The 21,026-nt window shown below is 59.1% G+C and carries 21 protein-coding genes, 1 pseudogene and 1 riboswitch; of the genes and pseudogenes, 11 read left to right on the top strand and 11 right to left on the bottom strand.

Annotated features, from left to right (window positions below; genetic code table 11):
• Positions 1 to 19 precede the first annotated feature (19 nt).
• From ORD17_RS09050 to ORD17_RS09035, 4 genes are all read left to right on the top strand, one after another.
• Positions 20 to 1,429 (top strand): chloride channel protein, encoded by a 1,410-nt coding sequence (locus ORD17_RS09050; protein ID WP_308388082.1) that lies wholly within the window; start codon positions 20 to 22, stop codon positions 1,427 to 1,429.
• Between the two features lie 71 nt (positions 1,430 to 1,500).
• The gene (locus tag ORD17_RS09045; protein ID WP_308388080.1) at positions 1,501 to 2,886 is read left to right on the top strand and encodes an MFS transporter; all 1,386 of its coding nucleotides are present in this window, start codon (positions 1,501 to 1,503) and stop codon (positions 2,884 to 2,886) included.
• Positions 2,883 to 4,751, top strand: coding sequence for a chloride channel protein (locus tag ORD17_RS09040; protein ID WP_308388078.1), 1,869 nt, complete (start codon positions 2,883 to 2,885; stop codon positions 4,749 to 4,751). The genes ORD17_RS09045 and ORD17_RS09040 overlap by 4 nt, the downstream gene beginning before the upstream one ends.
• Positions 4,752 to 4,755: 4 nt before the next feature.
• The gene (locus tag ORD17_RS09035; RefSeq protein WP_308388077.1) at positions 4,756 to 5,232 is read left to right on the top strand and encodes a hypothetical protein; all 477 of its coding nucleotides are present in this window, start codon (positions 4,756 to 4,758) and stop codon (positions 5,230 to 5,232) included.
• A gap of 58 nt (positions 5,233 to 5,290) precedes the next feature.
• On the opposite strand, the gene ORD17_RS09030 is transcribed toward ORD17_RS09035, so the two are convergent.
• The 3 genes and pseudogenes from ORD17_RS09030 to ORD17_RS09020 form a co-directional block, all read right to left on the bottom strand.
• Entirely contained in the window at positions 5,291 to 6,061 is a 771-nt protein-coding gene (locus ORD17_RS09030; protein ID WP_308388076.1) for a TIGR02186 family protein, read from the bottom strand.
• Positions 6,061 to 6,923, bottom strand: a pseudogene (locus ORD17_RS09025) (sulfite exporter TauE/SafE family protein). Before ORD17_RS09025 ends, ORD17_RS09030 begins: the two are co-directional and overlap by 1 nt.
• Positions 6,924 to 6,970: 47 nt before the next feature.
• Positions 6,971 to 7,510: a universal stress protein gene (locus ORD17_RS09020; protein WP_308388075.1), complete on the bottom strand. Its 540-nt coding sequence runs from the start codon at positions 7,508 to 7,510 to the stop codon at positions 6,971 to 6,973.
• A gap of 234 nt (positions 7,511 to 7,744) precedes the next feature.
• Here ORD17_RS09020 and ORD17_RS09015 point away from each other — a divergent pair, with 234 nt between their 5' ends.
• Positions 7,745 to 9,151, top strand: a complete 1,407-nt coding sequence (locus ORD17_RS09015; protein ID WP_308388073.1) for an NAD(P)/FAD-dependent oxidoreductase — start codon at positions 7,745 to 7,747, stop codon at positions 9,149 to 9,151.
• Here ORD17_RS09015 and ORD17_RS09010 read toward each other — a convergent pair whose 3' ends face one another.
• Genes ORD17_RS09010 through ORD17_RS09000 form a run of 3 tightly spaced genes read right to left on the bottom strand, consistent with a single transcriptional unit; the run spans position 9,152 to position 11,140 of the window.
• Positions 9,152 to 9,826: an alpha/beta fold hydrolase gene (locus tag ORD17_RS09010; RefSeq protein WP_308388071.1), complete on the bottom strand. Its 675-nt coding sequence runs from the start codon at positions 9,824 to 9,826 to the stop codon at positions 9,152 to 9,154.
• Positions 9,819 to 10,163, bottom strand: a complete 345-nt coding sequence (locus ORD17_RS09005) for a helix-turn-helix domain-containing protein (protein ID WP_308388069.1) — start codon at positions 10,161 to 10,163, stop codon at positions 9,819 to 9,821. The genes ORD17_RS09010 and ORD17_RS09005 overlap by 8 nt, the downstream gene beginning before the upstream one ends.
• A gap of 11 nt (positions 10,164 to 10,174) precedes the next feature.
• Positions 10,175 to 11,140, bottom strand: a complete 966-nt coding sequence (locus ORD17_RS09000) for a sigma 54-interacting transcriptional regulator (protein WP_308388068.1) — start codon at positions 11,138 to 11,140, stop codon at positions 10,175 to 10,177.
• 218 nt (positions 11,141 to 11,358) lie between these two features.
• Between ORD17_RS09000 and ORD17_RS08995 the strand changes: the two genes are divergently transcribed.
• The 5 genes from ORD17_RS08995 to ORD17_RS08975 all read left to right on the top strand — a co-directional run bounded on the left by ORD17_RS08995 (position 11,359) and on the right by ORD17_RS08975 (position 15,750).
• Positions 11,359 to 12,072: an MBL fold metallo-hydrolase gene (locus ORD17_RS08995; protein ID WP_308388066.1), complete on the top strand. Its 714-nt coding sequence runs from the start codon at positions 11,359 to 11,361 to the stop codon at positions 12,070 to 12,072.
• Between the two features lie 10 nt (positions 12,073 to 12,082).
• The gene (locus tag ORD17_RS08990; protein WP_308388065.1) at positions 12,083 to 13,717 is read left to right on the top strand and encodes a cytochrome ubiquinol oxidase subunit I; all 1,635 of its coding nucleotides are present in this window, start codon (positions 12,083 to 12,085) and stop codon (positions 13,715 to 13,717) included.
• 45 nt (positions 13,718 to 13,762) lie between these two features.
• On the top strand, positions 13,763 to 14,896 hold the full coding sequence (gene cydB, locus ORD17_RS08985) for a cytochrome d ubiquinol oxidase subunit II (RefSeq protein WP_308388064.1): 1,134 nt from the start codon (positions 13,763 to 13,765) through the stop codon (positions 14,894 to 14,896).
• Between the two features lie 12 nt (positions 14,897 to 14,908).
• Positions 14,909 to 15,112: a hypothetical protein gene (locus tag ORD17_RS08980; RefSeq protein WP_308388062.1), complete on the top strand. Its 204-nt coding sequence runs from the start codon at positions 14,909 to 14,911 to the stop codon at positions 15,110 to 15,112.
• Between the two features lie 176 nt (positions 15,113 to 15,288).
• Positions 15,289 to 15,750 carry a hypothetical protein gene (locus tag ORD17_RS08975; protein ID WP_308388061.1) on the top strand — a complete coding sequence of 154 codons (462 nt, stop codon included), beginning with the start codon at positions 15,289 to 15,291 and terminating at the stop codon, positions 15,748 to 15,750.
• Between the two features lie 8 nt (positions 15,751 to 15,758).
• Here ORD17_RS08975 and thiC read toward each other — a convergent pair whose 3' ends face one another.
• Positions 15,759 to 17,615, bottom strand: coding sequence for a phosphomethylpyrimidine synthase ThiC (gene thiC, locus ORD17_RS08970; RefSeq protein WP_308388060.1), 1,857 nt, complete (start codon positions 17,613 to 17,615; stop codon positions 15,759 to 15,761).
• Positions 17,616 to 17,641: 26 nt separating this feature from the next.
• Positions 17,642 to 17,734: riboswitch (TPP riboswitch) on the bottom strand.
• 106 nt (positions 17,735 to 17,840) lie between these two features.
• On the opposite strand from thiC, the gene ORD17_RS08965 reads away from it, so the two are divergent.
• Positions 17,841 to 18,236: a hypothetical protein gene (locus ORD17_RS08965; RefSeq protein WP_308388059.1), complete on the top strand. Its 396-nt coding sequence runs from the start codon at positions 17,841 to 17,843 to the stop codon at positions 18,234 to 18,236.
• On the opposite strand, the gene ORD17_RS08960 is transcribed toward ORD17_RS08965, so the two are convergent.
• From ORD17_RS08960 to ORD17_RS08945, 4 genes are all read right to left on the bottom strand, one after another.
• Positions 18,224 to 18,988 carry an MBL fold metallo-hydrolase gene (locus ORD17_RS08960; protein WP_308388058.1) on the bottom strand — a complete coding sequence of 255 codons (765 nt, stop codon included), beginning with the start codon at positions 18,986 to 18,988 and terminating at the stop codon, positions 18,224 to 18,226. The genes ORD17_RS08965 and ORD17_RS08960 overlap by 13 nt on opposite strands.
• Positions 18,970 to 19,767 carry a TatD family hydrolase gene (locus ORD17_RS08955; RefSeq protein ID WP_308388056.1) on the bottom strand — a complete coding sequence of 266 codons (798 nt, stop codon included), beginning with the start codon at positions 19,765 to 19,767 and terminating at the stop codon, positions 18,970 to 18,972. The genes ORD17_RS08960 and ORD17_RS08955 overlap by 19 nt, the downstream gene beginning before the upstream one ends.
• 21 nt (positions 19,768 to 19,788) lie before the next feature.
• Positions 19,789 to 20,541, bottom strand: coding sequence for a 23S rRNA (guanosine(2251)-2'-O)-methyltransferase RlmB (gene rlmB / locus ORD17_RS08950; protein WP_308388055.1), 753 nt, complete (start codon positions 20,539 to 20,541; stop codon positions 19,789 to 19,791).
• 65 nt (positions 20,542 to 20,606) lie between these two features.
• Positions 20,607 to 21,020 (bottom strand): hypothetical protein, encoded by a 414-nt coding sequence (locus ORD17_RS08945; RefSeq protein ID WP_308388053.1) that lies wholly within the window; start codon positions 21,018 to 21,020, stop codon positions 20,607 to 20,609.
• Positions 21,021 to 21,026 lie beyond the last annotated feature (6 nt).

Genomic DNA, 21,026 nt, shown 5'->3' with positions numbered 1-21,026 from the left:
GTGGTGAGCTGACATCGCCATGGACGAGGAGAAGAGGAGCGAATGGCATTTCTGGCATCGTGAATACGGCGCTTTTGGTGAAGGCCCCCTGCTCGCTCTCCTGGGTGCCATCATCGGCGTATTGACCGGGGTTGGTGGCATCGTTTTCCATTACCTCGTTGCCTTCATTCACAATGTCGCCATCCTGCATCTTTTCGATTTCCACGACCGTGCACCCGCACATACCCCGCAATCACCCTGGGGCTGGGCCTTGCCCGTGGTTCCCACCCTCGGCGGCCTGCTGGTGATTTTCCTGGCCCGCAAATACGGATCGGCAGTTCAGGGCGCTGGTGTCAGCCAGGTGATCGAGGCAGCCTATACACGCGACGGGCGAATGGCGCGCAGCATCGCGTTATTGCGCCCTCTGGCTACGGCCATTACGATCGGCACCGGCGGCTCGGCAGGGCGCGAAGGACCTGCCATGCAGTTCGGCGCCGCCATTACGGCGTGGCTGGACGCCATCTTCACCATGCCTGCGCACCGCCGCATTCATCTTCTCGGTTGCGGAGTGGGGGCGGGTATCGCCGCAGTCTTCAATGCCCCCCTAGGCGGCTGGTTTCTGGCCATGGAAATCATCGTCCCAGACTGGCGCCCATGGACGATTCTCTCGACGCTGGTCGCAACCATTGGTGCCAGCCAAATCACCGAACTGGTCTTCGGGAACTTCCATCTTCTCCCGGCTGTCACCACGACTCTCGTCAATAAAGCTGCCGATCTTCCCCTCTTTGTTCTCCTCGGCGCCATCAACGCGCTTGCAGCGATTCTCTTCATCGCCAGCCTGACGGCAATCACGCAATACAGCGAGATATTCCTGCGCAACCCCTACCTTCGCCATGCCTTGGGAATGTTCCTGGTTGGCCTCCTGCTGTTGCTCTGTTTTGCCATGACCGGCCACTACTACCTGATTGGTGGCAGCTACGCGGGCATCGGGGATATTCTGCGCGGGGAGATCAGTGCCTGGGGCATCCTGTTGCTCCTGCTACTGCTCAAGCTGCTGGCGACCAGCCTGACCATTGGTTCGGGGGGCTCTGGTGGCATCTTTTCGCCTTCGCTCTTCATCGGTGCAGGCACGGGTGCCCTGTACGGCCTACTCCTTCTGCATTGGCAGATCTTGCCCGCCGAGCTCATCGGTCTGCTCGCCCTCTGCGGAATGGCCGGCATGGTGGCCGCCAGTACCGGCGCGTTGTTGAGCGCGCCGGTCATGGTCGTCGAACTGACCGGCAGTTATGAAGCCCTGCTGCCAGCCATGTTGACCTCGGTCACCGCTTTTGCCATTCGCCGCATGCTCCTCGGCGCTAGCATCTATACCCTGCCCTTGCGCCGGCACGGCCTGGATGTGCCAGAGAACCACTATGTCGTCGAGGGACCGGGAAAGCAGGAACAGGGCTGATTTTTGCGGCCCCCGAGTGAGGTGCGGTATATTTCCGGCACGCGTATACCCCACATTCCGTAGGAGTCGCAATGTCCGTAAAATCCGCTCTCGACCGCCGCGAAAAGCGCGCTGTCTTCTCCCTGGCTGGCATTTTTGGACTTCGATTGCTGGGCTTGTTTCTGGTGTTACCCGTATTTTCGGTGTACGCACATGGTCTGCGCGGTGCGGCAAAGCATCCGGCGCTGATTGGCATCGCGCTGGGCGCCTATGGCCTCACCCAAGCGATCCTGCAAATTCCTTTTGGCAAACTCTCGGATCACATCGGCCGCAAACCCGTCATCGCCATTGGTCTTTTGATTTTTGCTATCGGCAGTGTGGTTGCGGCCTTGGCCAGCAGCATCGACGGCCTGCTCATTGGCCGCATCATCCAGGGAGCGGGCGCCGTGGCGGCGGCAATCATTGCCCTTACCGCGGATCTCGTACGCGAGGAGCGCTGGACCAAGGCAATGGCAGTCATTGGCATCACCATCGGGATCAGTTTTAGCATCTCCCTGGTCCTGTCAGCGCCTCTAGCACATTACATCGGGGTTTCCGGGATTTTTTGGCTAACTGCAGTCCTGGCGCTCGGAGCCATCGCAGTCTTGTATCTCGTCATTCCCAGTAGTCCCGCAAGATTCCATCGAGATGCCGAACTGAATCCGGCCATGCTGCGGACAGTGCTGCGAGACCGGAATCTGCTGCGCCTCGACTTTGGTATTTTTGCGTTGCATACCGGCTTGACCGCGATCTTTGTCGTCTTGCCTCTGGTACTGGTCGATCCGCGCCACCCCTTGCTGTCGCTCTCGGATCAGTGGACCCTGTACTTGCCGGTCATGCTGTTCTCTTTCTTGTTTATGGTGCCGCTAATTGCCGTCGGCGAGGCCAAGCGCCAGTTGCGGGAGGTCTTCCTCTTCGCCATCGGGTTGCTGATCGTTGCAGGAATCCTGATGGCCGTTTCGCACCATAGCCTGATCATGATCGCCATCGCCCTCTTCCTCTTCTTTGTCGGCTTCAATGTCCTGGAGGCCAGCCTACCTTCCCTGATCGCCAAGTTCAGCCACGCTGGCGCGAAAGGAACGGCAACCGGCGTCTATACCTCTTCCGAGTTTCTCGGTGCATTTTGTGGCGGCCTCCTTGGGGGCCTGCTCTACGTACCGGAAGCTCGCAATTACAGCGTCATCTTTTGGGTGGTAACCGGCATTTTTGTCCTGTGGTTGCTAATCGCCCTAGGCATGCAGCGTCCACGCTATCTCGCGACCCGCATTTTTACCCTGCCGGTAAATCCCGACGGGGGATTGGAGCAAAGGCTTCTCACCCTACCCGGCGTTGCGGAGGTGGCCGTCTTCCCTGACGAGGGCGCCATTTATTGCAAGGTCGACAGCAAAACTTTTGCCGAGGATCAGGCTCTCTCCTTCCTTGGGGGGCAATCCGCGTGAGCGAGCTTGCTGTGGAATCCACCGTTGCTCCCATGGTGGAAGGAAGTAGCAGCGACACGGCAGCCCTCCGCAGTCGCTGGCGCAAACTGCGCCGCAATCCCTTTTTCCATTTCCTGTTGGCAATTTTTGTCGGCGTCATCGCTGGCCTCGGCGCGGTGGTCTTTCGTCGCCTCATTGCCCTCATGCATAACCTCTTTTTTTACGGCCATGCGAGCCTGGTATTCAGTGCATTGCAACACGCCAAGGCCAGTACCTGGGGTGCCGGGATCATTCTCGCACCGATCGTTGGCGGTCTGATCGTCGTCTGGCTGGTGCGCAGCTTCGCGCCGGAGGCCAAGGGGCACGGTGTCCCCGAAGTGATGGATGCCATCTATTACAGGGCGGGCGTCATCCGGCCGGTGGTGGTGATCGTCAAGGCCCTGGCATCCGCCATCACCATCGGTAGCGGCGGATCAGTGGGGCGCGAGGGACCCATCATCCAGATCGGCGCCGCCTTTGGCTCGAGTCTCTCAGCTTGGCTGCACCTACCAGAGTGGCAGCGCCTAGGCCTGATCGCCGCAGGCGCAGGGGCTGGCATCGCTGCTACCTTCAATACTCCGGTGGGTGGCGTCCTCTTTGCCGTTGAGCTGATGCTCGTGGAAATCAGCGCCCGTACCCTGGTTCCGGTCATGATCGCCACGGGCACCGCGACCCTGGTCTCGCGTCTGCTGCTGGGTAACTTCCCATCCTTCATCATCCCACCGGATATCATTGCCGAAACCGCGCACATGGATATCCGCAATTATCTGGTCTTTGTGCTGCTAGGGATCATTGTGGGTGGGATCGGCCTATTCTTTACCCGTATGCTCTACTGGACGGAGGACTTCTTTGAGCACATGCTACCCAACGCCTATCTGCGTGCCGTGGTCGGGATGGGGGCGGTTGGCATAACCATCTGGGTTCTCTTTCTCTTCAGTGGCAAATACTATGTGGAAGGCGTTGGCTACGCCACGATTCAGGATGTTCTCGATGGCGTCCTACTCAATCCTGGATTCTTGCTCCTGCTGGTCTTGCTGAAAATTCTGAGTTTCAGCACCACCCTCGCTGCCGGCGGCTCTGGCGGCGTATTTTCTCCCTCTCTCTTTGTCGGCGCGTTAGTGGGTGCCGCCTGCATTTTGTTGTGCAACTCTCTCTTCCCCGGTCTGGGCGCGCATATTGCCACGGGCGCGGCGCTGGGAATGGCGGGAATGGTCGCGTCCTCTACTGGTGCGGCGGTGACCGGGGCGGTCATGATCTTTGAAATGACCAATGACTATCACATCATTGTCCCCCTGATTCTGGTGGCGTCCATTGCCTACGGCATTCGCCGCATGGTTACCCGGGAGAGCATCTATACCCTCAAACTCCTGCGACGTGGGCACTACATCCCGGAGGCACGGCACAGCAACCTCTACCTGATGCGTTCGGCGAGCAGCCTGGTCGAAACTCCACTGTTACGTCTGCACGATCATCGCTTGCTCAGCGATCTTCGTCGTCTGCTGCGGCGCTATCCGCGCCTGCCGCACATTTTGTTGGTTCGAGATGGGAAACCGGTGGCTGCCATCGCCTCGCATCGAGTGCGTGAAATCCTCGGGCGGCGTAACCTGCCCGAGGACACCCCCTTGTTGGAGCTGGCGAGTACCGACTGGATCTTGCTACGCCGTGACGTGCAACTCTACGAACTGGTCGCTGCGTTTCGTAGCAGCGGGGCAGAGATTGCGTTGCTCAGTGAGGATGGGGAACCCCCACAACACCATTCCAGTGTCTCGGCCATGGTTACCAGTGAAGACATCCTCTCCGACACCAGCCTTCCCGTGTTGCTCCTACACCCCGAAATGAAGCCGTAAGGACATGGCAAAACCGGGCGGCTGGGGTATTGGCATTGTCGCTGCGGCTCTGGTCGCCGGGGCGTTTTTCTACCTGACGGCGCAACCGCAACAAAGCGAGAAAACAACGCCGCGCACCAGTGCCACCAAAGCAACGCATCTCCATATCCAGACCGTCGCCCTCGGCAGCTATGGCTCCGCCGTGCGCCGCAACGATCAGGAACTGGCGTTAGAGATCCATCCCCTGGTAGAGCTGGAGGGACCACCTGGAGAATCGCCGCCCTCTCTCAACGGTCCGGCAGAGCAGGAGGTCATCGGCAATACTTTTCTGCGCTTTCCTGAGCTAGCGGCACTGCCGGAGGATTCGGCGGCGCAGGAGCAACTCGCCAAGCAGATTGGCACCCAGCTTGAGGCGCAGTTAAGGGCCAGACATTCCCCCTGGAAGCTGCGCAGCCTGCAGCTGCGCCCAAGCCTGGGACCTATCCCCAGCGGCGAGGGGTAAGTCGGCATCTTCCTGAGCCAGCCAAACGCCTGCTCCTATTTGCTCTGTCCCCAATTCCTCAGCTTTTGCGCTGCATGACAATGCCCAGGCCCAGACCCAGGAATGCCAGAATGAGAGTCAGGGCGACGCCATAGAGCCAGGGCTGATGCTCGGCGTAATCAGCAATCCATTCTTCCAGGCCCACCTGCTGCACATCGATTTTTTGCTGGCTTTGCGCCAGGATCTTTCCGTGATTGACCAGGTAGACATCCAGTTCGTAGCTCCCCAAGGGGAGCGACGCGGGCAGGTGCAAATGGGTCGAAAACAGCCGACCATCCTGAATCGCCACGCTTCCGGAACGTATCTGATATGTCCCCTGCCGTTCTTTGGCAGCGATAACTGCGGCCATCCAGGCGTCCCTGTCTTGAGGCTCTGGTTCGTACTTTGCCTTTTCCAGAATCCCATACGGATCGAGTCCCAATGCTTTCCGCTCGGCGGCAGGAAGAATTTTGTCCAACGGCGCCGAAGAGTCGATGAGCAAGACTCCAGGAAACTGGCTCACGGTCACCTTCTTCCCGGTCACCCAGATGGGTCCCATTTGTGTCTTACGGGTAACTGCGACTGCACTGTCCGGCGAGCGGAGCACCGCAATCACCGCGCCTGGATGAGAAAGCGCACCAAATACGAGGATGTCCCGACCACGGAAGCGACTGGTGACATCCACTTTGTCCGTGCCCGTACCCAAGACCACATTGGGTGTATGCAGGGATGCCTGGGCGGCTACTGGCGCCATGGCCGGAAACAGCAAAGCGCCAGCGAGAGAACAAACCAGTAAGAGTTTTTTCTGCATCAGAGCACCTGGGTTACCTGGAAGATATGCTCTGGAGGAATGACCAGACCCAGCCCCATCTTTACCGCCACGGCCACCACTACCAAGGCAAGGACGAGGCGGAGCTGCTCACCGGGCATACGTGCACCCAGCCGGGCGCCAAACTGGGTACCGAAAATCGAGCCGATGACCAACGCCAACGCAAGGTAGGGGTCGACCGCATGATTCATGCCGGCTTGCAAGATCCCGACTTCTGCGGTGGTGAAGAGCAACTGGAACAAGGACGTACCCACCACCACCTTGGTCGGCATTTTGAGCACATACAACATGATCGGAACCATGACGAAGCCCCCGCCGACGCCCATCAGCGCCGTGAGCACACCCACGGCAATACCCAGGCCCAAGGGCAGCAGAACCGTCGTTCGCAAACCGGAGACTGGGAAATCCATCTGCCATGGCAGGCGATCCACCCAGGCTGCCTTTTTCTCCTGCACCGGCTTGCTCTTTTTCGTGCCGCGCACGGCCATCAGCGCCTCGATCAACATGGAAATACCGATGAAGCCCAGGAGTCCCACGTAGAGGAAGGAAACAACCAGTCCGAAATGTCCGCTGCGTTCGAGAATTTTTGCGACATGCACCCCCAACAGCCCCCCGTCCAGCTACCTATCAGCAGGACAATGGCCATACGCATATCGACATTTCCCAAGCGCCAGTGGGCATAGCTGCCTACCGCTGAGGCGCCAACGATTTGTGCCGCGCCGGTGCCCACCGCAATCAATGGCGGCACGCCAACAAAAATCAGCAATGGGGTTATGAGAAATCCGCCGCCCACGCCGGTGAGTCCGGAGAGGAAGCCAACGATCAGGCCAAAACCCACGATCATGGCGATGTTGATATCCATGTGGGCAATGGGCAGATAGAGATCCACGTTCAGGCCTCCTCGTCGCGCACTTCGGATCGCAGTTTATCTATGCCTGGGCAGATCTGTCCCTCCAAAGCGTCGGCGGGCACCGTGAGTACCGGCACCTTCAAACTCAGACTGAGCTTGGCGCCAAGATTTCCCAGAGCATGCGGGAGCCCACGCGGCTTGCCCTCGGTGCCGAAGCCCTGGTGACCGACAACCACCATGATCACGCCCTCGTTGGCTGCGACAATCTTGGGGATCTCGACTTCCGGAGCACCGACCGCGATGAAATACTCTGGCATCCCCAGATCGCAAGCCTCATGAATCCGTTCGGCAACTCCCTGGAGATTTTTTTCGGCCTCGGCGCGTGCCTCTTCCAGTAAGCGATCCCGAAGCCCCGCCGAAAACACGCCACTGCCAAAACCCATTGGCGCCCGTGGCACCTGCAGGACTGTCACCAACCCCAGATGTCCAGCGAGCAGGCTCGCGAAGCGCGCCGCCACACCGGCTGCCACCAAGGCATTCTGCGAGCCATCTATGGCCGCCAGTATCAAATGTTCTGCCATCTGTGCCCCCACCAAAATTTCCGCAGAATCATACCGAAACCACCAAGCAACTGTCGACCTCGAGCCTCTTTCTGCCCTTGCCTCTGCGCCTTTTGCCAGCAGCGAACACAGCGCCAAGACATCAAGGATACCCCGACACAGGTCGCGACTTTGGTCTAGCCCTCCCAGAACCCGGCGCAACGGCTGAGTTTTTCAGCGAAAACGGATACACTAGGCGAAACACTCGAGGGGCCTATGAAAAAATTCGACATCGTCGTCATTGGTAGCGGTCCGGGCGGCTATCGTGCCGCCGTGCTGGGCGCATTACGGGGCAAGAAGGTCGCCATCATTGAAAAAGGCACCTGGGGCGGCACCTGTCTCAATCGCGGCTGTGTGCCCAAGAAAGACTGGCACGAAACTGCCAAGTGGATCGAAAACAGCCGTTATTTTGCCGGGCGCGGAATCGTCGGTGATCCCCTGCGAGGCGATATGGCGCAAGCCTGGCAACACCAGCGCAAGGTCGTCGAGACCGTGCGCGAGAGCTACGTGGATTACCTCAAGCGTTTAGGCGTGCAGCTCTATCAAGGCCTGGGCAGTTATCGCAGTGCACGTGAAATCGCCATCCTTAGCGATGCTGGCGAAGAATTGGTCCATGCGCAAAGCAGTGTGATCGCCACCGGCTCGATACCGCACCTGCCCCAAGATGCCCATATGCAGGCCGGCAAAATCCTGCACAGCGATATGCTCTTCGACGACGGGGTGCCAGAAGGCAAACGGGTCATCATTGTCGGCGGCGGCGTGATTGGCACGGAGTTCGCCTATATTTTCACCCAACTGGGCAAGGAAGTACGCTGGCTGGTCAACTCGGCGCCACTCCATCATCTGCGTTACTCGCCGCAGGCCAAAGATGCGCTCATGGACGCCCTCAAGGAACTCCAGATCGTACCGCGTCTCGGCTTTGCGGTGACTGACTCTGGCGTCGATGATGGCCAGGCTTGGGTTGCCAATGCCACAGGCGAGCGCGAAGCGGCAGACTGGGTACTCTTTGCCACCGGACGTTCCGCCCATACTGCGGAACTTGGCTTGGAAAACACGCAGGTTGCCACCGACGAGCGAGGTTTTGTGCGGACGGACGCGCACCTGGAAACGGCAGAGAGCGGCATTTACGCTATTGGTGATGTGGTCGGTCCATATATGAATGCCAATCAAGCCCTGGCCGACGCCACCCTGGTGATCGACAACATCCTAACGGAAAACCGCCGCGAGCGTAGTCCGCTCTGGGTACCGGAACTGGTGTATTCGGCGGTGGAGCTGGCGCGCATTGGCATGGATGAGGATGCTGCAGAGGACGAAGGCTTCGAGCCAGCAGTGGGTTTTGCCGCCTTTGAAACCTCGCCGCGTGCCCTGGGCCAGGATGACATCCGCGGTTTCGCCCGCATCCTCGCTGATATGGACAGCGGAGAGCTACTTGGCGGCGAAATCGTCGGACGTGATGCCGGCGAACTGATTCATTTGCTCTCGCAAGGCAATGACCGCGACGAGATTCTGCGGCGCATTGCCAACTCTCCCGTCAATCATCCCGCCCGCGCCGAAGAGTTACTCAACGCCACCGAGACCCTGGCCGCGCGCTGGGGACTGGGGGAGTTCATCTTCGCAGAGTGATCAGGTCGGCCGGACGGTGTTGGCAGCGAGAAATTCCCGCGCCGCTGCGATTTCTTCGGGAACGATGCTGTGCCCCATCGGGTAATCGCGGCGAGTCACCTCATAGCCCTGGCGCTGCAGGATCTCCTCGCCCCACCGCGCGTACTCTAGCGGTAACACCTCATCGCGGGTGCCATGGCCCCAGAAAATGGGCGCCGCGTTGCTAGAAGCCGGCGGCGTATCCTGACGTAAAGGCAGATAGCCACTGAATACCAAGACGGCGCGCGCAGCAAAGCTCGCATGCAATTGCAAATACAGGGACAGGGCCGCGCCTTGAGAGAATCCCCCCAGTATCAACTCTCTACCGCGCAACACCGGCGCCAGGGCACCGCGTAACGATTGCGCGATTTGCTGCATGCCGGCACGATCCTCGGCAGCATCGGGTCCAAGGCCGAGAAGATCATACCAGGCTGGCATCACATAACCGCGATTCAGAGTCACCGCTCGCCGTGGTGCGTTCAGGGTCAACAGATGATAGTGCCGTTGCGGATCGAGAAACTCCGCCACCGCCTGCATATCTTCCTGACTGGCACCGAGGCCATGCAGCAACAACAGAACTGGGGCATCTGCCTGCGTTCCGGGTCGTTGCCAGGAGCCCGCCGCCCAGTCCAGTGCCGAAAAATGGGTATCAACCATGGTCCCGCTCACCTTTTTCGCTGGGATCATCGACCGCCTCCAGTTTGCGATAGAGGGTGCGCTCGCTGAGTCCCAGGGAGCGCGCAAGACTGCGGCGATCCCCGGCGTGGTTGAGCCGCGCCCAGCGCAGATAGCGAGCCTCCATTTCCGCCAAGGGAAGCACTGTAGAAAAATCAACTGACCCGGGAGCTTCATGCGCAAGTTGCGATTGCCGCAGATTGGCGGGCAGATGCTCTGGCAGGATCCACACGTCGTCGGTCAACAATGCGGCACGGTTCAAGATATTCCGTAGCTCGCGAACGTTACCGGGGAAGTCGTATGCCAGCAGGAGTTCCAAGGCGTCCGCGCTCAGCTGCAGACGCGAATATCCCAAGCCGTGGAGCAGGGACTCCGCCAGTTGCGGGATATCCTCCCGCCGTTCGCGCAGGGGGGCAGAGTGATGGGGAAGGTGCTGATGCGGTAGTAGAGATCCTGCCGAAAGCTCCCTTCGCGCACCATCCGTTCCAGATCGCGGTGGGTGGCAGAAAGCAAACGAAATCTGGAACGGATCGGCTCGATACCGCCGACCCGCCGAAACGTCCCGCTTTCCAACAAGCGCAACAGTTTGACCTGCAGGGGAAGAGGGATGTCACCTACTTCATCGAGAAACAAGGTGCCACCGTTCGCCACCTCCGCAAGGCCGATTTTTCGGTTCTGGGCACCGGTAAAGGCGCCTTTCTCATGGCCAAAGAGCTCACTCTCGAACAGCGTCTCGGAAAGGCCGGAACAATCGAGCACCACGAAAGGCCCCTTCGCCCTTTGACTTGCACGATGAACCAGGCCAGCGGCGAGCTCCTTACCGGTTCCGGATTCACCGAGCAAGAGCACCGGCACATCACTCGGGGCGGCGCGGTGCAAGGCGCGGAAGAGCTCCTGCATCCGCGCTCCCTGCCCAACCAGCCCATCGGTAGAAGCGCCCTGCTCCGGCAGTGGGGTGAAGAGCTCGAGGAAATAGGCGGGCTTGCCATCGGCGTTCCGTATGGGAAACAGATCCACCTGCAGGGCACGACCATCGTGCATTCGCAGCGTATGCGCCACCTCGTTACTCTGCTGGCAACGCGACATCGGACATTCGTTGCCCGCGTCAGCACAGGACATGCCGGCGATACGCAGAATCTCGTCGCAATGGCGTCCCTGCAGCGGCTTGCCATCGCCAAACTGCTTGCGATATGCCTGGTTGGCGGCAAGCACGGTGTGATCCGCCTCGAGCAGCACCGCGGGCAAGGCGAAACAGTCGAGTAGAGAAGTCAGTTCTGGTCGCAACTGTTTGAGCATCGGCCACCTCTCGAACCCTCTGGCACACTGTCAATATTAGCAGCCCTGGCAGAAAATTTCTGCCAAATTTGGCAGTTCTTTTTCAATCGAGATCCGCATCTAACCGACCTCACTCGGTCCGATGCAAGCTATATCAGGCATTGCAGAAGGTCAACGATCAATTCAGATATTGGCATAGCATTTGCTGAAATAGTTGCAAGCCTGGAAAGGAGTTTTCCATGATTTTTCGCCAGATCTGTTCCGAGAAGGGAGGTTCTCTCGCCTATGTGCTGGGCGACCCGGTGACGCGCGAGGCGGTGTTGATCGATGTCGCGGAAAACCACCTGACCGCCGCAGAGGATTTTCTCCGCAGCCGCGGGCTACAACTGCGCCTGCTCCTGGTCACCCATTGGAATGCCAGTCATGAACAGGCGGCACGGGCGTTGCGCGAGCGCTGGGGCGCCCGCCTGGCCGCGCACGAGAGCGTCCATGCGCCCTGCGTCGACATGCGTACTCGCGATGAGGACGTGCTCTATTTTGGCGAAGAGTCTTTACGGATATTCCATACCCCCGCTCTCACTCCGTGCGCCTCGATATACGCCTGGAATGATCGTCTCTTTACCGGACACACGATTCTGGTAAGGGGTCTGCATCCAAAGCTGCACGGGCAGGCCAGAGTTCGCTTGCTTGCCAGACTATGCGCCCTGCTGGAGCGCTTTCCTGAAGAAACTCTGCTCTATCCAGGGGTAGAGAATCAGGGCCGCCGCCTGAGCAGCATCGAGGAGTTTCGTCGCCGCAGTCAGCATGGTGCTGGCGGAGATTCTGCGGATCTCCTGCAGCGTTACCGTCATCTGTTACCCAACAAACGTGCCGCAAAGCAAAGGGAAAAAGCGCGGGCAGAAAAAAATCTGCACCGTTATGGGCCGGGACAGGACGTACCGGCGTCTTTGTAGGAGGTAGTTCATGGATATGCTCATCAATCCCACGGTCGTCGAGCTGTCGCGCTTGCAGTTTGCGTTGACAGCGCTCTACCACTTTCTCTTCGTACCCCTGACTCTGGGGCTGACCTTCATTCTCGCCACCATGGAGACCGTTTATGTGGTGACCGGGAAACAAATCTACAAGGAGATGACCCAGTTCTGGGGCAAACTCTTCGCCATCAACTTTGCGCTCGGGGTCGCTACCGGCCTGACCATGGAATTCGAGTTCGGCACCAACTGGTCCATGTACTCGCATTTTGTGGGAGATATTTTCGGTACGCCCCTGGCGATTGAAGGGCTCATGGCCTTCTTCATGGAATCCACTTTCGTCGGCGTCATGTTCTTCGGCTGGGATCGCATGTCGCCGAAGGCGCACTTGGTAGTGACCTATCTGGTGGCCCTGGGTTCCAACCTCTCCGCCTTGTGGATCCTGATCGCCAACGGCTTCATGCAGGACCCGCAGGGTGGCACCTTCGACCCTAACACCATGCGCATGCAGTTCACCAGCTTCGTGGGGCTGATCTTCAATCCCGATGCCCAGGCGAAGTTTGTGCATACCTCCATCGCCGGCTTTGTCACTGGCTCGATGTTCGTCATGGCAGTATCCGCGTACTACCTGCTGACCAGGAAACGTCGGGACATCGCCCTACGCTCCTTCCGTCTGGCAGCCATCTTCGGCGTGATCTCCACCGTTGGTGTCATCACCCTCGGCGACGCCTTAGGCTTCTTGGTGGCGCATGCGCAACCGACCAAACTGGCGGCCATGGAAGCGATCTGGGAAACCAATCCGAACCCGGTTTCGGCACCGTGGAACCTGATTGCCTTCCCCAACCGGGAGGCCCAGAAAAATGACTTTGAACTGGGGATTCCATATGTGCTGACGCCACTCCTGACGCACAGCGAGGATACCGTGATCCCCGGCATCAAGAACCTCGAGCAGGATGCCAAGCCGCGCATCGAGAATGGCATCAAGGCGATGATTGCCCTCAAGGCCTATAATGCCGATCACAACGATACGGCGGCCTTGGCGACCTTCAAGCAGTATGAGAAGGATATGGGTTATGGCTTCCTGGCCAAGGAATTTGCCCCGGATCAGGATCTTGCCAAGGTCGATGCCAGCAATCTGCCGAGCGTGCTCGACAAGACGGCCAAGGCCACCATTCCCAACGTTTGGGTCGAGTTCTGGGCCTTCCGTCTGATGGTGGCAGCCGGCTTCTTCATGCTGGTGCTCTTTGCCTTCGCGGCCTACTACAGCCTCAAGAACGAAATCGAGAAACACCCCTTGTTCCTCAAGATCGCCTTGTGGAGCGTGCCACTGCCTTGGATCGCTTGTGAATTCGGCTGGATTACGGCAGAAAATGGCCGTCAACCCTGGACCGTCTATGGTTGGCTGCCCACCTTCGTATCGGCCTCCAGCCACAGCGTGAGCTACATGATCTTCTCTCTCATCGGCTTCGTACTGCTCTATAGTACCTTCATCGCGGCAGAGCTCTACCTGATGTTCAAGTACGCGCGTCTGGGGCCGCAGGAAAGCCACCACCATGGAGAGGAATCGGCGGCGGGTGGCGGTATGGCAGGCAAGCCGGCCTTTGCCAAGTCGAGCATGAACCGATCCTGAGCAGCACTGGCGAGGCCACACGCCTCGCCGTACAAGGAGCAGACAATGGATGCATACGTTTTTCTGAAAGTCTTGTGGTGGTTACTCCTGGGCGTCCTGCTCATGGGCTTGGCCATCATGGTGGGTATGGATATGGGTGTCGGCGCGCTGATGCGCTTTGTCGGCAAAACCGATGGCGAGCGGCGTGAGGCCCTGAACATCGTCGGGCCGCATTGGGACGGTAATCAGGTGTGGTTCATCCTGGGCGGTGGCGCCATCTTTGCAGCCTTCCCCAGTCTCTATGCCACTTCTTTTTCAGTCTTTTACATCGTCATGATTCTGCTGTTGTTCAGCATGATCATGCGCCCGGTGGCCTTTGAGTATCGCTCCAAGGTCCCCGCCGAGAAATGGCGTAATACCTGGGACTGGGTTTTCCTGATTTCCGGTGCCCTACCCATGATCATCTACGGCGCAGCCATCGGCAACATCCTCGAGGGCGTCGGATTTCACTTTGGCTGGGATGGCCAGTACTACCAGACCGAGTCCTTCATCTGGTATCTGCTCAATCCCTTTGCGATTCTCTGTGGCTTGCTGGCGCTGAGTATGGCCCTCTATCAGGGCTCTGCCATGCTGATGATTCGCGGTGTCGATCCCATCTACAGCCGTGCCAAAAACATCGGCTCGGTAGCAGGGGTGCTGAGTGCCATTCTCTTCGTCGTTGGTGGCATCTGGATCGCCGCAAAAACTGGCTACGTGCTGCATGATGCGGACCCAGGCATGCCCGCCAACATCTCGGCGGCGCAGAACGTGACCCGCGAGGCAGGGGCCTGGCTCAACAATTACCACAGCGCACCCATCCTGTGGATCGTCCCCTTGATTGGCATCCTGGCCATGCTCGCGGGCTCTTTTGCCATGCGGGCGAAGAAGGCGGGTCTGGCTTGGTGGTTAGGCGCCCTGTCCTGGATCAGCATACTGGGCACGGTGGGCATCTCGATGTTCCCCTTCCTCATGCCCTCCAGCGACGACCCGGCGCAGAGCATCACCATCTGGAATGGTACGGGTAGTCAGTACAACCTGATCTGGATGACGATCTTTACCGTGATCTTCGTTCCCACGATCCTGGCGTACACCACCTGGTGCTTCAATGTCATGCGCGGCAAGGTGAAGGCACCTGCCGCCAGCGACGACCACGCTTACTGATAGGAGGCCAAAATGAAAGGCTTGCTGACGTTTATCACCGGTACCGTAATCATCGCCTTTGCCTTGTTTCTGGCGGTGATTACCGGCGACTATGGTCCCTGGTACTTTGCTTGGCTGGTAGGGACCACGATGATCGTTCTGATTTCCGCTGCTGGCGCCGCGATGTTCGACCGCCAGGACGACGAACTGAATCAGAAGGGCATTTCTTCGCGCTAGGAGGCAACCATGCATTATACGGATCTGGAAGATCTCATCTTCTTTCTGCCATTGGTCTACCTGAGCATTGCCGGGATCATGTATCTCTATACCCGCAAGCGCTTCAAGTAGTCACGAGATCCATCGGTAGCGTATCCTTGGGGGCCTTCGGGCCCCTTTTTTCGTTGGAGGAAATCATGCCCCAATTTGCGATCTGGCAGTTTTTCCATCTGATTGCGCTGTTCTACTGGGTTGGCGGGCTGGTGTTTCTCGGCTTTTATCTGCTGCCGCGCTGGGTGCGCCTGGAGCATACGCCGCAAGCCTGGCAATTGCTGCAGCAAGCCATCCAGGCCTTCTCTTTTGGCGGCATCCTCGCCGCCCTGCTCCTGCTGCTGAGCGGCTACGCCATGGTGGGCAGCATCGGTGGCTTCGGCCACCTGGGGGTGGCGGTCTGGATCATGGTCGTGCTCGGGACGATTGCTGCCCTCGGCGCCTTTCACTTGGCCTTTGCGCCCATGAAGCGTCTGCGCCGCGCCCTGAACGAGCAGGATTGGGCAGCAGCGAAAAAGGCACTGCGCGGCTACGGGCTCTTCGCCCGTTTCCTTGCCGCCCTCGCGCTGGTGCTGACCTTTGTCGGGGTTCTCGGCGTTTATCTCTGAGCCGAGGCTCAGGATTTCAGGTAGATATTCTTACCGAGGCGTTGAAAGTCCGCAGACTTCTCGCGCATCCCCTGTTCCGCATACTCCTGCAAATCCTGGGTGATCTTCATCGAGCAGAAATGTGGACCACACATGGAGCAGAAGTGCGCAAGTTTGGCACCTTCCTGGGGCAGGGTCTCATCGTGATAGGCCTGCGCCTTTTCTGGGTCGAGACCCAGATGGAACTGATCCGCCCAACGGAATTCAAAGCGCGCCTTGGACAACGCATTGTCGCGCACCTGCGCCCCCGGGTAGCCCTTGGCGAGGTCTGCGGCATGGGCAGCGAGCTTGTAGGCCATCACGCCCTCGCGGACATCCTCTTTGTCCGGCAGGCCCAGATGCTCCTTGGGCGTGACGTAACAGAGCATGGCGGTGCCGTACCAACCAATCTGTGCGGCGCCGATGGCGCTGGTGATGTGGTCGTAGCCCGGCGCGATGTCCGTGGTCAGCGGCCCCAAGGTATAAAAAGGCGCCTCAAAGCAGTGCTGTAGCTCTTCTTCCATGTTGGCGCGAATGCGCTGCATGGGGACATGGCCAGGGCCCTCGATCATCACCTGCACGTCGTGCTGCCAAGCAATCTGCGTCAGCTCACCGAGGGTATGCAGTTCGGCAAACTGGGCTTCGTCGTTGGCGTCGGCAATCGACCCCGGTCGCAGCCCATCGCCCAGCGAGAAGCTGACATCGTAGGCCTTCATGACCTCGCAGATCTCGGCAAAATGGGTGTAGAGGAAATTCTCCTGGTGGTGCGCCAAACACCACTTGGCCATGATGGAGCCACCACGGGAAACGATGCCGGTAAGACGATTGGCCGTCAGCGGCACATAGCGCAGCAAAACCCCCGCATGGATGGTGAAATAGTCCACTCCCTGCTCCGCCTGTTCGATGAGGGTGTCGCGAAACAGCTCCCAGGTCAGTTCTTCGGCCTTGCCATCGACCTTCTCCAGTGCCTGATAGATGGGCACCGTGCCAATGGGTACCGGGGAGTTGCGCAGAATCCATTCGCGCGTCTCGTGGATGTGCTTGCCGGTAGAGAGGTCCATAACCGTATCGGCCCCCCAGCGAATGGCCCAGACCATCTTCTCCACTTCTTCGGCGATGGAACTGCTGACCGCCGAATTACCGATATTGGCATTGATTTTGACGCGAAAGTTGCGACCAATGGCCATCGGTTCGAGTTCCGGATGGTTGATATTGGCGGGGATGATCGCCCGGCCCGCAGCAATCTCATCACGCACAAATTCCGGCGTGTAGCGCTCCGGCAATTGTGCGCCAAAGTTTTCACCGGCATGACTGCGGAACAGCTCCGGATGGGTCGCGCGCAACCGCTCCAGATTCTCGTTTTCACGGATGGCGACATATTCCATCTCCGGGGTGATGATGCCGAGCCGAGCCGCATGCATCTGCGTCACATTGCCTCCAGGTGCCGCGCGGCGAATCTCGGCGCGACGCTGGAAGCGGATGGCGGCAGTCTTGGGATCTTCCTGACGCTGGCGGCCATAGGCAGAGGAGGGCTCGATGCTGTGCAGCAGCGTATCCGGAAAGACCCAGGACCAGCGCCAACGCTGCGGTGCCAGACCAGCGCGGATATCGATGCTCGCCTCCGGATCGGTGTAGGGCCCACTCACGTCATAGACGGGAATGGCGGGGTTCTGCACCAATGAATCATCCCGCTGCCGAGTTGGAGTTTGTTCGATCTCGCGGTGGGGGACGCGCAGTTCCGGGAAAAGGGTACCGGAGGTGTAGCACTTTCTCGACCCAAGAATGGGACCGGTAGTGACTTCACTATCGCTCGGAAGAGTGTTGACGTCCTGAGGACGAGTTGCCATGGCGTTGCTCCTTTTGCAATCCGCGAACGCCAGGATGGCCGCTTCCCTACGCCGGTCTGAACCGGATCAGGTTCCAAGGGTACTTCTCAGCCCCAGTCGGGACGCCCCTAGCGCTCACTCGTTTTTCGAGGATAGTACTTACCTCACCGGCAAAGCAAGTGATTTTCCCAAATTCGTTATCGACCCATATTGGCGCGGCGATGACAGAGCAGCTACCATGCTCTCATGACCTTGCAGATTCACGAGCCCCTGCGCCTGCGCAGTCGAAAGGAGTTTTTCTGGCACCAGCTGCGTTATGTGGGCGTGGGCACCGGCTTTCTGCTGTTTTCTCTCTCCGTTGGCATTCTCGGCTATCATTTTCTGGCGGGCATCGGTTGGATCAGCAGCCTACTGAATGCGAGCATGATCCTCAGCGGCATGGGCCCCGTTTCCAGTTTGCACGGCACCGTCGCAAAGCTCTTTGCCAGCGCCTATGCCCTCTACTCCGGGATCGTCTATCTGGCAGTCTCGGCGGTTTTACTATATCCCTTAGTGCAACGTCTCCTGAAGATTCTCCACCTGCAGGCCCTCAACACCGCGGCAGCCGGGCACACCCGTACGCAGATCGATCAGGAAGACTGATCCCAGACGAGACCGTCATAGGCCGGCGCTATCCGCGGCGGCAGGCTATCCTGCAAGCGACGGTAATCAAGATCGTGGGTCATGTGGGTGAGCAAGGTTTGTCTTGCGCCGATACGCTCGGCAATGGCCAGAGACTCCTGAAGATTCACATGGGTAGGGTGTTCCTCTTCCCGGAGGCAATCCAATATCAGCAGGTCGAGGTCCTGCAGCAGGGCATAACTGCTTTCGGGGATGGTCTTGAGATCGGTGAGGTAGGCCGCCGACCCGAAGCGATAGCCATAAATGGGCAGGTGACCATGCAAAACCGGCACGGGCAAGACCTTGATCGCACCTACCTGCTGCTCTGCCTCAATGACCTTCATGGACAGTGACGGCTTTGCCCAGCCTGGGTCAGGGGGAAGAAAACAATAGCGAAAGCGCTCTACCAGCTCCTGCGCCGTACGTACATCGGCAAAACAGGGAATCACCCGCTTGGCGAGAAAATTGAAGGCGCGCAGATCATCGATCCCGTTGATATGGTCGGCATGGAAATGGGTGTAAAAAACAGCGTCTAAATGGCGCACGCCGGCGCCCAGCATTTGCATGCGCAAATCCGGGCCGGTGTCGACGAGAATCCGAGTATCCTGCTCTTCTACCAGGATGCTCGCCCGGCTACGTTGATTGCGGACATCCGCACTCCGACACACCGCACAATCGCAGCCAATCTGCGGTGTCCCGGCACTGGAACCCGTACCTAGGAAGCGTATGCGCATTCCGGCTCCGGCAAGTGGAATAACCGACGAAAATTCTGCGAAGTCACCGTCGCCAGAGTATCCAGATCCTCGCCGCGCAAATCGGCAAGAAAGCGCGCGACATAGGCGACAAAACCCGGCTCATTGCGCTTGCCGCGCATCGGCACCGGCGCCAAATACGGGGCATCCGTCTCGATCAACAGCCGATCCAGCGGAATGAATTTGGCAACTTCCTGCAGATCTCTTGCGTTCTTGAAGGTGACGATACCCGAGAACGAGATGTAGAATCCCAGGTCCATTGCCTGACGGGCAAAATCGAGGCTTTCGGTAAAACAGTGGATAACCGCGCCGCAGTCGCGGGCATTCTCGCTGCGCAACAGGGCCAGGGTATCAGCAGCGGCTTCCCGAGTATGAATGATGATCGGTTTCCCGGTTTCCCGCCCGGCAGCAACATGCAGCGCCAAGCGCTCCTGTTGCCAGGCAAGGTCGCCCTCAGAGCGAAAGTAATCCAGACCCGTTTCCCCAACGGCGACGATCTTTTCGTGATCGAGGGCCGCAAGAAGGTCCCGATAGCTGGGAGTCTCCGCCACGGGCTCATTGGGATGCACTCCTGCGGCCCCCCAGATCTCTGCCTCCGCCTCCGCCAAGGCGCGCACCCGCCCCCAATCCGGCTGGCGCACTGCGGCGATCAGGATCGATCCGACTCCCGCCTCCCGCGCACGTTGCAGTAGTTCCGCGCGGTCATCGGCAAAATCCTCAAAGTCGAGATGGCAGTGGGAATCGACAAGCTTGGGCGTCATGAGATCTCCTATGCACCCATTCTAGCGCGAATGCGCCCGCACTGCCTCCCCACTTCGTTGCCGCCTAGCCTCGAAGAGCACCACTGCAGTCGCAACGGAGACATTCAGGCTCTCGATCTGGCCGGCCATGGGAATGCGCAGCAGATAATCGCAATGCTCCCGGACCAAGCGGCGGACGCCCTTCTCTTCGCTCCCCATGACCACTACCAAGGCGCCGCACAGATCCGCGTCATAGATGCTCTGCTCGGCTTCTCCCGCGAGACCTGCAACCCAAAAATTGCGTTGTTGCAAGTCCTCGAGGGTGCGAGACAGATTGGTCAGAAAGAACACCGGTACGCGTGAGGCAGCGCCGGCAGCGGCTTTGCGTACCGTACCCGTGATACCGCAGGCGTGATCTTTGGGCAACAGCACCGCCGTGACCCCCGCCGCTTCGGCGCTTCGCAAACAGGCACCGAGGTTATGCGGGTCCGTCACTCCATCGAGCATCAGCAGAAGGGCATCCTCGGGAAGTTGCTGCACAAAATTTTTCCAATCTCGTGCAGGAAGAGGCAAAGCACGGGCCAGCACCCCCTGATGCTGATCCGAATGGCAGCGCCGTTGCAGAGCCGACATAGGTTCCAGTACCACCGGGAGACCGCTGGCCTCGGCCAGGCGACGGATGCTCGCCATCCTATCATCGTCTGCTCTCTCCGGCGCCAGCCAGAGACGTTCCACCTCTCCCGCCGAGATCGCCGCCTCTACGGCGTGGATGCCATAGATCCACTCTTCTGCCACAGTTCGCTCCAAGAAAAACGGCGGCCGAAGCGACCGCCGTCTGCTGCTGTCTATCAGCGAGGCAATCAGAACATGTTGAAAATGTCGTCGACGACATTGTCGGCGACGGCAAAACCGGCACCCAGCCCCAAGCCGGTCATGACATTGCCCATGAAACCACTACCCATACCCTGGGACGGCGCATTCCACGGCCGCTGCGCCATGTTCGGATTCATCCCAGGCTGCGCGCCCATCTGCTGCATCTGCATTTCCAGCTGCTGGATCCGCTGCCCCATCTGCTGCAACAAAAAATTGATGTTCTGCTGCTGGCCCTGCAGATTCATGGCCATGTTCCGCAGGTCCAGGATCAGCTCCCGCGCCGCGGCTGAATCCGGTACGGCCGTCTGCAACTTTTGCGCTACCTGCTGCAAGCCCTGAATATTGCTTTGGGTTGCCTGGGCAATCTGATTGTACTGCTGGTCAAAAACTTGATAATCCATTCCACA

This window comes from Acidithiobacillus sp. AMEEHan (assembly GCF_030996345.1).
Lineage (GTDB): Bacteria > Pseudomonadota > Gammaproteobacteria > Acidithiobacillales > Acidithiobacillaceae > Igneacidithiobacillus.
Note: the sequence above shows the minus strand (reverse complement) of the source record. Positions and strands in the feature narration are given on the sequence as shown.